The 13,257-nt window shown below is 68.9% G+C and carries 12 protein-coding genes; 5 read left to right on the top strand and 7 right to left on the bottom strand.

The window, feature by feature from the left end:
• Positions 1–2: 2 nt before the first annotated feature.
• The 4 genes from prpB to KV397_RS01930 form a co-directional block, all read right to left on the bottom strand.
• Positions 3–905 carry a methylisocitrate lyase gene (gene prpB / locus KV397_RS01945; RefSeq protein ID WP_134352309.1) on the bottom strand — a complete coding sequence of 301 codons (903 nt, stop codon included), beginning with the start codon at positions 903–905 and terminating at the stop codon, positions 3–5.
• Complete coding sequence (locus KV397_RS01940; RefSeq protein ID WP_047521623.1) at positions 905–2,431, bottom strand: MmgE/PrpD family protein; 1,527 nt, start codon at positions 2,429–2,431, stop codon at positions 905–907. The genes prpB and KV397_RS01940 overlap by 1 nt, the downstream gene beginning before the upstream one ends.
• Complete coding sequence (locus KV397_RS01935) at positions 2,428–3,114, bottom strand: GntR family transcriptional regulator (RefSeq protein ID WP_047521621.1); 687 nt, start codon at positions 3,112–3,114, stop codon at positions 2,428–2,430. The genes KV397_RS01940 and KV397_RS01935 overlap by 4 nt, the downstream gene beginning before the upstream one ends.
• 81 nt (positions 3,115–3,195) lie before the next feature.
• On the bottom strand, positions 3,196–4,161 hold the full coding sequence (locus tag KV397_RS01930; RefSeq protein ID WP_261812032.1) for an EamA family transporter: 966 nt from the start codon (positions 4,159–4,161) through the stop codon (positions 3,196–3,198).
• Positions 4,162–4,347: 186 nt separating this feature from the next.
• On the opposite strand from KV397_RS01930, the gene KV397_RS01925 reads away from it, so the two are divergent.
• From KV397_RS01925 to KV397_RS01905, 5 genes are read left to right on the top strand one after another with little or no spacing between them, the layout of a single operon-like run.
• Positions 4,348–4,923 (top strand): glucose-6-phosphate isomerase family protein, encoded by a 576-nt coding sequence (locus tag KV397_RS01925; protein ID WP_261812031.1) that lies wholly within the window; start codon positions 4,348–4,350, stop codon positions 4,921–4,923.
• A 9-nt stretch (positions 4,924–4,932) separates the two neighbouring features.
• Positions 4,933–6,423: a xylulokinase gene (gene xylB / locus KV397_RS01920; protein WP_153242962.1), complete on the top strand. Its 1,491-nt coding sequence runs from the start codon at positions 4,933–4,935 to the stop codon at positions 6,421–6,423.
• Positions 6,399–7,394: a phosphoglycerate dehydrogenase gene (locus KV397_RS01915; RefSeq protein ID WP_261812030.1), complete on the top strand. Its 996-nt coding sequence runs from the start codon at positions 6,399–6,401 to the stop codon at positions 7,392–7,394. Before xylB ends, KV397_RS01915 begins: the two co-directional genes overlap by 25 nt.
• Positions 7,391–8,356, top strand: coding sequence for a shikimate dehydrogenase (locus tag KV397_RS01910; protein ID WP_261812029.1), 966 nt, complete (start codon positions 7,391–7,393; stop codon positions 8,354–8,356). Before KV397_RS01915 ends, KV397_RS01910 begins: the two co-directional genes overlap by 4 nt.
• A complete protein-coding gene (locus tag KV397_RS01905) occupies positions 8,356–9,327 on the top strand; it encodes a phosphotriesterase family protein (RefSeq protein ID WP_261812028.1) in 972 nt (323 codons plus the stop codon). Before KV397_RS01910 ends, KV397_RS01905 begins: the two co-directional genes overlap by 1 nt.
• A gap of 172 nt (positions 9,328–9,499) precedes the next feature.
• Here KV397_RS01905 and KV397_RS01900 read toward each other — a convergent pair whose 3' ends face one another.
• From KV397_RS01900 to KV397_RS01890, 3 genes are read right to left on the bottom strand one after another with little or no spacing between them, the layout of a single operon-like run.
• The gene (locus KV397_RS01900) at positions 9,500–10,501 is read right to left on the bottom strand and encodes an ABC transporter substrate-binding protein (RefSeq protein ID WP_047521608.1); all 1,002 of its coding nucleotides are present in this window, start codon (positions 10,499–10,501) and stop codon (positions 9,500–9,502) included.
• 46 nt (positions 10,502–10,547) lie between these two features.
• Entirely contained in the window at positions 10,548–11,582 is a 1,035-nt protein-coding gene (locus KV397_RS01895) for an ABC transporter permease (RefSeq protein WP_197055623.1), read from the bottom strand.
• Complete coding sequence (locus KV397_RS01890) at positions 11,582–13,084, bottom strand: sugar ABC transporter ATP-binding protein (protein WP_261812027.1); 1,503 nt, start codon at positions 13,082–13,084, stop codon at positions 11,582–11,584. Before KV397_RS01890 ends, KV397_RS01895 begins: the two co-directional genes overlap by 1 nt.
• Positions 13,085–13,257 lie beyond the last annotated feature (173 nt).

Genomic DNA, 13,257 nt, shown 5'->3' with positions numbered 1-13,257 from the left:
GGTCACTCCTTCGTGATGGTGAAGTTGAAGACACCGGAGTCGAAATGGTTGTACGACTCGTAGTCGATCAGGTCGTAGAGATCGGCGCGGTGTTGCATCTCGCCGAGCTTCGAGGTCAGGTGCCCCTCTTCGTTCAGCGTATCGAGCGCACGGCCCGCGGCCCCCATCGAGATGCGCAGCAGCGACACCGGCCAGATGACGAGGTTGACCCCGGCGTCGCGCAGCTGATCCACGGAGAACAGCTCGCTCTTGCCGAACTCGGTCATGTTCGCGAGGATCGGCACGTCGAGTGCCTCGGCCATCGCCTCGAACTCCGCGAGCGTGCGCATCGCCTCGGGGAACACCGCGTCGGCGCCCGCATCCACCAGTGCCTTGGCGCGGTCGATCGCCGCGTCCAGCCCTTCCACCGCCCGGATGTCGGTGCGCGCCATGAGGAGGAAGTTCTCGTCGCGACGGGCGTCGGCGGCGGCACGGATGCGCTTGATCGCCGTGTCCTCGTCGACCACGGATTTGCCGTCGAGGTGACCGCAGCGCTTCGGGTTGATCTGGTCCTCGATGTGCGTGCCCGCGAGGCCCGCATCCTCGAGCTCCTGGATCGTGCGGGCGACGTTCATCGGTTCGCCGAAGCCGGTGTCGGCATCGACGATCGCGGGGAGGTCGGTCATGCGGGCGATCTGCTTCGCCCGACCCGCGACCTCGGTGAGCGTGGTGAGGCCGATGTCGGGGAGGCCCAGATCGGCCGAGAGCACGGCGCCGGAGATGTAGACGCCGTCGAAGCCCTTCTGCTCGATCAGGCGTGCGCTCAGCGGGTTGAACGCACCGGGGAAGCGAAGCAGCTCCCCGCTCGCGAGCCGCTCGCGGAACAGGCGCCGCTTCTCCGACGGGGTGACGGTCGAGTACAGCATCAGAACAGCCCCTTCGGGGCGCCGGCGTTCTCGAGCACTCCCGGCTTCGCGACGATCGACAGCTCGCCGACCTCCGCTGCGGTCAGCTCGGGCAGACGCTGGACGAGGTCCAGGAACCGTTCGATCTCGGCGGGCTCGAGCACGGGCTCCGCCAGCAGACGGAACTTGGCGATGTAGTTCTCCCGGGCGAACGGACGCGCTCCGAGGGGGTGGGCATCCGCCACGGCGATCTCGTCCACCACGGTCGACCCGTCGGTGAGGCGGATCTCGACGCGACCGCCGAACGCCTTCTCATCCGGGTCCTCGGAGTGATAGCGGCGCGTCCACTCGGCGTCCTCGGCGGTGGTGATCTTGTGCCACAGCGCGACCGTGTCGGCGCGGCCCGCGCGCTCGGGGGCGTAGGAGTCGACGTGGTGCCATCCACCGTCCTGCAGCGCGACCGCGAAGATGTAGGGCACCGAGTGGTCGAGCGTCTCGCGCGAGGCGGTCGGGTCGTACTTCTGCGGGTCGTTGGCGCCGGAGCCGATCACGTTGTGGGTGTGGTGGCTCGTGTGGATGACGATCTGATCGATGTTGGCGGGGTCACGCAGCGCCGGGTTCTCGATCCCGAGCTTGCGGGCGAGGTCGATGAGCGCCTGCGCCTGGTACTCGGCCGAGTGTTCCTTCGTGTACGAGTCGAGGATCGCGCGCTTGGGCTCACCCGCGGCGGGCAGCGGCACGTCGTACGCGGCATCCTTGCCGTCGAGCATCCAGGCGATCACGCCGTCTTCCCCTTCGTAGATCGGGGCGGGGCTGGTCTGCCCCCGCATCGCCCGGTCGACCGCTTCGACGGCCATCTTGCCCGCGAAGGCCGGGGCGTGCGCCTTCCAGGTCGAGATCTCGCCCTTGCGGCTCTGGCGGGTGGCGGTCGTGGTGTGCAGTCCCTGCCCGACGGCCTGATAGATGGTCTCGACGTCGAGGCCGAGCAGGGTTCCGATGCCGGCGGCGGCCGACGGGCCGAGGTGGGCGACGTGGTCGATCTTGTGCTTGTGCAGGCAGATCGCGCGCACCAGATCCATCTGGATCTCATACCCGGTGGCGATGCCGCGCACCAGGGCGCGGCCGTCCTTGCCGGTGTGCTGGGCGACCGCGAGGATCGGCGGGATGTTGTCGCCGGGGTGCGAGTACTCCGCCGCGAGGAACGTGTCGTGGTAGTCCAGCTCGCGCACGGCCACGCCGTTCGCCCAGGCGGCCCACTCGGGGCTGGTGCGGTGGTCGAGTGCGGCGCCGAAGAGGTTCGCACCGACGCCGCCCGTCGAGACGGGATGGCTGAACGCCTGCGCCCTGGCCGCGTTGATCGGCGCGCGGGTCAGGGAGGCCGCGGCGACGGAGGCGTTGTCGATGATGCGGTTGATGATCATGTCGACGACATCCTGCTCGACCTCGACCGGGTCGGCGGCGACCTCGGCGATCCTCCAGGCGAGCTGATCCTCACGGGCGAGGTTCTCGTCGCTGCGGTGCACACGGACGTGGTGGGTGACGGTCATGAGAGTCCTTCGGTCGTGGGAGGGGACGAGACGTCTTCGGGGAGGGAGTCGAGGATGCCGGTGAGCGCGTTGTGCAGGTGCACGTGCGTCGCGTGGGCCGCGAGGTCGCCGTCGCGGGCGGCGAGCGCCGCGGCGATGGTGCGGTGCTCCCCCGCGGAGGCGGCGAGCCGGGCGGGGTTGTCCCGCGCCATCCGACGAACCCGCACGAGGTGGGTGCGCACCGTGCGCAGCGCCGACGCGATGTAGTCGTTCGCCACAGCGGCGTCGAGGGCGGCGTCGAAGCGGGCTATCAGCGCATAGTAGGCGTCGCGGCCGGCGACGGCGTCGAGGTCGACGTGGGCGAACTCGTCGGCGAGCGCGGCGAACAGGGAGGCATCGCCCCGGGTGGCGGCGAGGCGTGCCGAGCTCTCCTCGAGCGCACGGCGGATCTCGAAGAGCGAGCGGATGTCGTCGGCGTCGAGATCGGCGACGACCGTGACCCGCGGTGACTGCTGGACGACGAGGCCGTCGGCGGCGAGCCTGCGCAGCGCTTCGCGCATGGGCGTGCGACTCACGCCCAGGCGCTCCGCCTGCTCGACCTCGCCGAGCACGAAACCTGCCGCGAGCGCGCCGGACTGGATGTCATCGAGCAGCGCCGCATACGCACGGTCACCGGCCGAGGTGCGCTCCACGGGAAGGGTCATGCCCTCAGTGTATACATAAAGCGGCTCTGGCGGGCCGATGATCTCACTGGACTCGTTTCCGGTATACATTCCCCGCGAGGGCTACGGCACCGGTTCGACGAACTCCTGGGCGACCGGCTCCCCCAACTTGACCACGACGACGCCGGCGAGCACGAGCACCCCACCCAGCGCCTGCAGCAGATCGGGGAGCTGCCCGAGGAGCAGCCAGCCGAACAGAAGAGCCGCCACGACCTCGGCGAGCGCGACGAAGGACGCGAGCCGCGACCCCAGCATCCGCGTCGACGCGATCCCGAGCAGGTACGCGAGGGCGGTCGCGACGACACCCATCGCCAGCACCGGGACGAACCACGGCACACTGCCGAACCGGTACGCGATGTCGTCGGTGGTCCACCGGATCGGCAGCACGCCGAGGGCCCCGGCGGCGGTGAGCCCGAGCGCACCGAGCAGCAGACCGCTGCCGGCGAGCGCGATCGGCGGCAGCCCCGTGTCCGCCTTGGCGGACAGCACGAAGTACGTCGCCGCCCCCACCATCGCCCCGAGCGCCCAGAGGATCCCGGCCACGTTCACGTCGGCACCGGTGAGGATGTCGAGCATCAGCACGAGCCCGACGAAGGCGATGGCCGCGCCGATGATGCTCCGACGCGTCGGACGCTCCCCCCTGCGCAGCCAGAGCCACAGCAGCACCGCGACCGGAGCGGTGTACTCGATGAGCAGGGCGATCCCGACATCCATGACGGCGACGGCCTGGAAGTAGAAGAGTTGCGTCGCCGCGACCGCGAGCAGACCGTAGGCGAGGATCATCCCCGCATTGCGCCGCAGCAGCCCCCACCGCCCACGCAGGGAGAGGATCGTGGGGAGGAGCAGCACGAGGGCTGCCACCCAGATGCGAGCGGTGACCGCGGCCCCGGGCGTCCACCCCGCATCGATGAGCCCGCGCGCCCATGCTCCCGACATACCGAACGCGAAGGCCGCGGCGATCGCGAGCGGCAGCCCGAGGCGCACGTCGCGCGCGGGTGCGACCGCCGTATCCGTCCTCACCGTGCCCATGTTCGTTGACGCTACTCGCGACAGCCCCGGGTTTCGAATCGCGTGAACGGTCGCTTCTCCGCCCCGAATCGGACCATTCACGCGATTCGAAAGATGAGCGACTCTGGACGCGACCTGTCATAACAGGTACAGTGAACCTGTCATTACAGGTTGCGCAACGACGCAGCGCCCGTACGAGGAGCACCGATGCCCGAGTTCCACACCCCGCCGATCTCTCCGATGGCGATCGCGTTCGACGCCGAGAAGCTGACGCTCTCGCCCGAAGGGCCGACCCTCACCCGGCGGATGTCCGACCTGGAGGGGCTTTTCCTCGACGCCGAGGCCTGGGCCGACGCATCCGCCAGCGACAACCCCGTGGTCTACACGGTGGTGAGCTCCCCCGTTCCCGAGGTCGACCGCGAGCTGCCGCAGTCGATCACGACGATCATGCCCGGCGACACGTCCGGTGAGCTCTGGATGACCAAGGGCCACCAGCACCCGAACCACCAGGGCGAGATCTACCTGGCATTGAAGGGCCGCGGCGGACTGCTCATGTTCGACGGCGAGCGCACCGAGTGGCTGGACATGCTCCCCGGAACGATCGGCTACATCCCGCCGGGCTGGGCACATCGCTCGGTCAACACCGGCGACGAGCCCTACGCCTTCCTCGCGGTCTACCCGGGAGGAGCGGGGCACGACTACGGCTGGGTGCTGGAGCACGGCATGGGCGCACGCGCCTATCGCGCAGCCTCCGGCGTCGACCTGCGCCCCTACGCGGAATAGGCTCCGGCCATGATCATCGCGCACGATCTGGGCACCACTGGCAACAAGGCGTCCCTGCACCACGACGACGGCCGTCTCGTCGCCTCGGTCACCGTCCCCTACCCCGCGCACTTCGCCGCGGGCGGTATCGCCGAGCAGAACCCCTCCGACTGGTGGAACGCGGTCGTCGAGGCGACGCGCGACCTGATCGCCCGCACCGGAACGGCCGCGACCGACATCGCCGGACTCGTGGTGAGCGGCCAGATGATGGGGGCGGTGCTGCTCGACGCCGACGGCGAACCCGCACGCCCGGCGATCATCTGGGCCGACACCAGGTCGGGCGCCCAGCAGCGCGAGCTCGAGGCCGCGATCGGCGCCGAACACGCCTACGGCATCCTGGGCCATCGCCTCAACCCCACCTACTCGGTCGAGAAGATCATGTGGGTGCGCGACAACGAGCCCGACGTGTGGGCGCGCGTGCGCCGGGTGTGCGTCGCGAAGGACTTCATCGTCCTGCGCCTGACCGGGCGCCTGGCCACCGACCGCTCCGACGCCTCCGGCACCAACGCCTACGACCAGGCCGCCGGAACCTGGTCGGACGAGGTCGTGCGCGCCGCACGCCTCGACCCGGCCCTGTTCCCCGAGATCCTCGACTCGACCAGGATCGCCGGCACGCTGACAGATGCAGCCGCGGACGCCCTCGGGCTCCCCGCGAGCGTCCGTGTGGTGATGGGGGGCGGCGATGGTCCGATGGCCGCCGTCGGCTCTGGCGTCGTCGCTCCCGAGGACGGCGCGTACGTGTGCCTGGGCACCTCGTCGTGGATCTCGTTCGCGGCCGATGCCCCGCTGCACGACCCCGCGATGCGCACTTTCACGTTCGACAACGTGGTCCCCGGCTCGTTCGTGCCGACCGCCACCATGCAGGCCGGCGGGGCCTCGGTGCAATGGATCTCGGAGGCCCTCTCCCCCGACCCCGCCCACCCCGAGACCGGGCGGCTGACGGCCGAAGCGTCCGCCGACATCGACACCGACGACCTCTACTTCCTCCCCTACCTCCTCGGCGAGCGCTCCCCGATGTGGGACCCGGACGCCCGCGGCGCCTTCGTCGGCCTCGCCCGCCACCACGGCAGAGCCCACCTCGTGCGGGCGGTGCTGGAGGGTACGGCGTTCAACCTGCTCAGCTGCATCCAGGCCTTCCGTGAGTCCGGGGCCGTGATCGACCGCATCGACGCGGTCGGCGGCGGAGCCCAGAGCGACGTGTACCTCTCGGTGCTGGCGGATGTGTGGGGCGTGCCGGTGCGCCGACGGACGATCGTGGAGGAGGCGAACAGTCTCGGAGCAGCGGTCACCGCCGCAGTCGGGCTCGGGCTCACGGACTTCTCGGCCGCCCGCGCCCTGAGCGAGGTCACCGCCGAGTTCACCCCGGATGCCGGGCGCCATGCCGTCTACGCCGAGCGGCACGCCCGCTTCGCCGACGCCTACACGGCCCTGGCGCCGTGGTTCGCCGGACGGCCGCGCTGATGGGTGTGATCCTCGTCACCAGCCGCTCCTTCTCGGACGGCCACCTCGACCTGGTGCAACGCGCCGCCCAGGCGGGGCATCGCATCCTCCGCGGTCCGGCGCATCATGACCTCGAGGACTTGCGATCACTCCTGCACGGCGCTGATGCCTGGATCGCGGGCACCGGGGCGGTCACGGACGCACATTTCGCCGCGGCTCCGAAGCTCAAGGTGGTCGCCCGGTACGGCGTCGGCACCGAGTCGGTCGATCTGGGCGCGGCGCGCGATCGCGGCATCCCGGTGACCAACACCCCCGGCGCCAACGCCGACGCGGTCGCCGACCACGCGATCGGGCTCATGCTCGCCGCGCTGCGGTTCATCCCGGACGGCGATCGCCGCGTGCGCACGGGTGATTGGGGCGTGCGGCGCGGACGTGAGCTCGGCGCCGCCACGGTCGGCATCGTCGGCTTCGGGCGCATCGGCCAGGGTGTGGCCGCGCGGCTGAGCGGCTTCGGGCCGCGCGTGCTGGCCGCCGATCCGTTCCTTCCCGACGATGTCGTGCGGGCCCGGGGTGCAGAACCCGTCTCGCTCGACGACCTGTTCCGCACCGCCGACGTCGTCACGCTGCACGCTCCGGGCGGGCAACAGCTCGTCGACGCCGACCGTCTCCCCGGCATGCGGCCGGGAACCGTGCTGGTCAACACCGCCCGCGGTGACCTGATCGACGAGGCGGCCGTCGCGCAGGCGCTCCGCGACGGAACCCTCGCCGGCTACGCGGCCGACACCCTCGACGGTGACACGGCCGCGCACCACAGCCCTCTGCTCGCCCCGGACCTCGCCGACCGCGTGATCGTCACCCCGCACCTCGGCGCGCAGACCACCCAGGCCGTCGACAACATGGGCGCTCTCTCGCTGGCCGACGTGATCGCGATCCTCGCCGGTGGCGATCCCGCCCATCCCGTTCCCGTCCCGCTCGCCGAGGAGAACCGATGACCACCACCGCCGACACCGTCCACGCCGACGGGGCCTCCGCTGCTGCATCCGCCGACTACATGGGTTTCGTCGGAGTGACCACCGCATCGTCGTCGATCATGAAGGTGTTCCCGCTGTGGGCCGAGATCCTGGGGCTCCCGACGCGCACCCTGCTCGGCCACGATCTGCCGATGGACGCCGAGCCGGCACAGTACCGCGCGATGGTCGAGCAGATCCGCGATGACCCGCACCACCGCGGAGCCCTCGTGACCACGCACAAGATGAACGTGTACGCCGCGGCCTCCGACTTGTTCGACGAGCTGGATCCCTTCGCGGTGTCCTGCTCCGAGATCTCCAGCATCTCGAAGCGCGGCCGGGTCCTGTCCGGACGGGCCAAGGATCCGATCACGGTCGACCTCGCGCTGAACGACTTCCTCCCGGCCGATCACTTCACCTCTACGGGGGCGGCGGTCGTGATCCTGGGCGCTGGCGGTTCGGGCACCGCACTGAGCTGGGCGCTGGCCGAGCGTGAGGACGCCCCCTCGAAGATCACGGTGACGGCCCGCACACAGGACAAGCTCGACCACCTGCGCGAGGTGCACCGCCAGCACGGCACGCGGGAGGGACTGATCGAGTACGTGGTTACCGCCTCCCCTGCAGAGGCCGATGCCCTGGTGGCCGCCGCACCCCCGGGATCCGTCATCGCCAACGCCACCGGGCTCGGCAAGGACCGCCCGGGCTCGCCCCTGAGTGAGACGGCGGTGTTCCCCGAAGGCGCGTACGCGTGGGAGTTCAACTACCGCGGCTCGCTCGAGTTCCTGCATCAGGCGCAGGCGCAGGCGGCCGCGCACGGGCTCCACGTCATCGACGGCTGGCGCTACTTCATCCACGGCTGGTCGCAGGTGGTGGCCGACGTGTTCGAGCTCGACCTGACCCCCGAGGTCGTCGAGCGACTCGCCGAGGCCGCGGAGTCGGTGCGCTGATGTCCGTCGTCGTCCGCACGGTGCTCGGTGACATCGCGCCGACGGCGCTCGGACGAGTGAACTACCACGAGCACCTGTTCCAGGTGTCGCCGCTGCTGCCGGGCGATGAGCTCGACGATGAGACCGCGTCGGGCAAAGAAGCGGCACTGCTGCGGGCGAGCGGGTTCGACACGATGGTGGATGCCACGCCGTTCGGACTCGCCCGGGACCCGGAGGCTTTGGCACGGATCAGCGCGACGACCGGACTGCACATCGTCGCGACGACCGGCCGCCACCGTGAAGCCCACTACGGCGCGGACCATCCGATGCAGGTGTGGACCTCCGACCGCCTGGCCGCTCTCTTCCTCGCCGACCTCACACGCGGCATGCCCGTGGACGACAGCGAGATCTTCGAGACGCCCGACATCTCCCTCGCACGCACACCGGGCGGCGCTCCCGTGCGCGCAGGGCTCCTCAAGGGGGGCGCCGACTACTGGCGCATCAGTCCGTTCGAGCGCACGACGCTGATCGCCGTGGCCGCAGCGCACCGCGCGACAGGGGCTCCCGTCATGGTGCATCTGGAGTTCGGCACGGCGGCACATGAGGTGCTCGACCTGCTCTCCGCCGAGGGGGTGCCTGCCCACCGGATCGTGCTCGCGCACGCCGACCGCGACCCCGACCCCGGGCTGCACGTGTCCCTCGCCGAACGCGGAGCCCACCTCGGCTACGACGGCTTCGCGCGCCCGCGCACCCGCTCCGATGCCGAGCTGCTCGCCCTGACCGTCGCCGTGGTCGAGCGCGGCGCCGGCGACCGGATCGTGCTCGGCGGCGATGTCGCCCGGCGCACACGGTACATCGCGTACGGCGGCATGCCCGGGCTCGCTTACCTCGGCGACCGTTACCTCCCCCGCCTCCGCGAGGCTGTGGGCGAGGACACCGTGCACCGGATGCTCGTGACCACGCCGGCGCAGCTCCTGGCCTTCTCCGTCTAACCCCCCTGCTCACCTGTCGGGAGAATGCACGCATGTCGGAAGAATCGCCGGCATCCGCTCCTGCACCCGCGCAACCTCCCGACATCCGTCCCGACATATCTCCGCGGACACGCCGTCCCGACACGAAGAAGCCCCCCGCCCGAAGGCGAGGGGCTTCTTCATGGATGCGGTGTCACTCGTAGAGGACGGCCGCGATCTTCGGGTCGTCGATGTTCGTGCTGTCGTACCAGTACGAACCCGTGTCGTAGAACTTCTCGACCGACTCACCGTTGGCGGCGTCGTACGCGGCCTGCACGACCTGCGCGCCGATGCCGATCGGGTCCTGCGTGATCGCGCCGGCCATGGTGCCGTCCTTGATGGCGTTGATCTGGGCCGCACCGGAGTCGAAGCCGACGATGGTGATCTTGCCCTTCTCGAGGCCGAGCTCGTTCACGGCGTTCACCACACCGATGGCGGAGCCCTCGTTGGTGCCGTAGATGCCCTTGAGGTCGGGGTGGGCCGCGATCAGGGTCTTGGCGATGTCGGCCGACTTGAGGTGGTCGCCGTCACCGTACTGGATGTCGACGATCTCGATGTCGGGGTAGTCCGCCTCGATCTTGTCGACGAAGCCGTCGCGACGCTCGACACCGGTCGAGTTGATCTGCGAGTGGCCGACGATCGCGACCTGTCCTTCGCCGCCGATCAGCTCGGCCATGTGCTCGGCAGCGAGCGCACCGGCGACCTTGCTGTCGGTGGCGGACAGGCTCAGGCCCACGTCGCCGTTGCAGGGGGCGTCGAAGTAGACGACCGGGATGTCCTTCGACTTGGCCTGCTCGAGCGGGGCGACGCACGCCTCGGGGTCGAGGGCGGCGTAGGCGATGGCGTCCGGGTTCTTGTCGATCGCGGCGGTCAACATCTCGAGCTGCTGCGCGATCTCGGTCTCGGCCGCGGGGCCCTCGAACGTGATCTTCACGCCGAGCTCGTCCGCCTTCTCCTCGGCGCCCTTCTTGACGGCCTGCCAGAACTGGTGCTGGAAGCCCTTCGAGACCATGGCGATGTACATCTCGCCGTCGCCGCTGCCGCCGTCTCCGCCGGAGCCCTCCTCGATCACGTCGCCTCCGCCGGCACAGCCGGCGAACACCAGGGCGGATGCGGCGACCAGCGCTGCGAATGCGGTCTTCTTCCCGAATTTCATGAAAACTCCATTGTTCGTGGGTGGGTGGGTGGTGCAGGGATTGAGGTCAGGTGCGCTGCCGGTTGCGGAGCGAGTCGAGGAAGACCGCGAGCAGCACGACCACACCGACGACGATGTTCTGCCACTCGGTCTGGATCGACATGATGCGCAGTCCGTTCACGAGCACGCTCATGATCAGGGCACCGATCACGGTGCCGAGGATGGATCCGCGTCCGCCCAGCAGCGAGGTGCCGCCGATGATGACCGCGGCGATCGCCTGCAGCTCGTACCCCATGCCGATCTGCGGCTGGGCCGAATCGAGGCGCGAGGCGATGACGATGCCGGCGACGCCGGTGAACGCGCCCGCGAACATGTAGATGAGGATGGTCCAGCGACGCGTGTTGACACCCGACAGCCGGGTGGCCTCCTCGTTCGAGCCGATCGCGAAGGTGTAGCGGCCGAGCAGGGTCTTCGACAGCACGAGCCAGGCGACGATCGCCAGCGCGGCGGTGATGAGCACCGCGTTCGGGATGCCGGGGATGATCACGCCGAGGGCGATCTTCTTGAAGTCCGGTGCCGAGGTCGAGAAGTAGATCGGTGCGACGTTCGAGATCACGAGGGCGAGACCACCCGCGATCATCATCATCGCGAGCGTGGCGATGAACGGGGGCAGTCGCAGGAACGTGATGTTCACGCCGTTGACGAGTCCCATCAGCACGCCTGTGCCGACGCCGCCGATCACGCCGACCCAGACGGGAAGGCCCATGTTCGTGATGATGACGCCGGTCATCACGGCGCACAGCGCCATGCCGGTGCCGATCGACAGGTCGATGCCGCCGGTGATGATGACGAAGGTCGTCCCGAGGGCGAGGATGCCGATCACCGCGGTCGACAGCAGCACCGTGGCGATGTTGCTGAAGGTGAAGAAGTTGGGGCTGGCGATCGAGAAGAAGATGACCAGCACGATCAAGGTGCCGAAGGCCAGCGACTGCTGGAACTGCCGCTTGATGAACCCGACGACATCCCTCTTGTCGGTGTCCTCGTTCACGGCGGTCTGGATGATCGTCGTCGTCGACGATCCGGGCTGCTGCGGAGCGCTCATCAGTCTTCCTCCCCGTGGGCTGCGAGTTGCATGATCTTCTCCTGGCTTGCTTCCTCGTTGCGGAGCGTCCCGGTGATGCGACCGTTGGCGAAGACCGCGATGCGGTTCGCCACACGGAGGATCTCCGGGAGCTCGGATGAGATGACGATGATGGACTTGCCTGCATCAGCGAGCTGCTGCATGAGGCGGTAGATCTCCTCTTTCGCGCCGACGTCGATCCCTCGGGTCGGCTCGTCGAAGATGAGGATGTCGCAGTCGCGCATCAGCCAGCGGGCGATGACGACCTTCTGCTGGTTCCCTCCGGAGAGGAGCTTGACGACCTGGTTGACCGAGGGCGTCTTCACGCGCAGCTGCTGCACGTATTCCTTGGTGCGGTTCTTCGCCTTGCTGTCGCCCATCCAGCCGATCGCGTTGGCATAGGAGCCGAGCGAGGCGAGCACGGTGTTGAACGTCACATCCTGCTCGAGCATGAGGCCGAGGAGCTTCCGGTCCTCGGACAGGTACCCGAGGCCGTGATGCACCGCGTCCGCGGGCTGGGAGATCCGCGCCGGGCGACCGTCGATGATGATCGTGCCGCTGTCGCGGTGGTCGGCGCCGATCACGGCTCGGGCGGTCTCGGTGCGCCCCGCCCCCATGAGGCCGGCGAAGCCGAGGATCTCGCCCCGGTGCAACTGGAACGAGACGTCTTTCAGAAGGCTCTTGGTCGACAGCCCCTGCACCTCGAGGACCACGGGGTCGTTGGCGTGCTCACGGGCCTGAGGACGGGTTCCCTCGTCGATCACGCGGCCGACCATCATCTCGATGATCGTCGGGATGGTGATCTCGGACTTGTCGAGTGATCCGATGTATGTGCCGTCCCGCAGGACGGTCACCCGATCAGCCAGGCGGCGCAGTTCGTCCATGCGGTGCGAGATGTAGACGATCCCGGTGCCGCGCGCCTTGAGCTGCTCGATCAGCACGAAGAGCGTCTCGACCTCGGTGTCGGTGAGGGCCGAGGTCGGCTCGTCCATGATGAGCACCTTGGCATTGAAGGACAGCGCCTTGGCGATCTCGACCATCTGCTGCTCGGCCACCGTGAGCTCGCCGACGAGCTGACGCGGGTTCAGGTGGATGTCGAGGCGCTGCAGCAGCTCGGCGGTCTGCGCGTTCAGCTTGCGCTCCGACAGGAACGGGCCCGTGGTGGGTTCCCGCCCCACGTAGATGTTCTGCGCCACGGTCAGATCGGGCATCAGGTTGAGCTCCTGATGGATGATCGTGATGCCGAGCTCCTGTGCCTGGAGGGGGCTCGTGAGCTCGACCTCCCGGCCCTCGAACGTGATCGTGCCCTCGTCCTTGGTGTAGATCCCGGAGAGGATCTTCATCAGGGTCGACTTGCCGGCACCGTTCTCACCCACGAGCACGAGCACCTCGCCGGCGTGCACCTCGAGGTGCACGTCTTTCAGCGCCTGCACGCCGGGGAATCCTTTGCTGATCCCCTCGACCCGGAGGATGGGTCCACTCATGCGCTCACCTGCTTCCTTGAAGGTTCTGCTTCGACGTCGACGGATCATTCCGTCGCAAACATCGGATCAATTCTGCGTCCTACGCTACGGGCAGCGCAAGTTGTATCTAAATGTATCTAATGACGGGCAGATGCGGAAGACCTGTAATGACATCTTGATCTTCCGATCGTGTC

The organism is Microbacterium aurugineum (genome assembly GCF_023101205.1).
Taxonomy (GTDB): domain Bacteria; phylum Actinomycetota; class Actinomycetes; order Actinomycetales; family Microbacteriaceae; genus Microbacterium; species Microbacterium aurugineum.
This window is presented reverse-complemented; position numbering and strand designations above follow the sequence as displayed.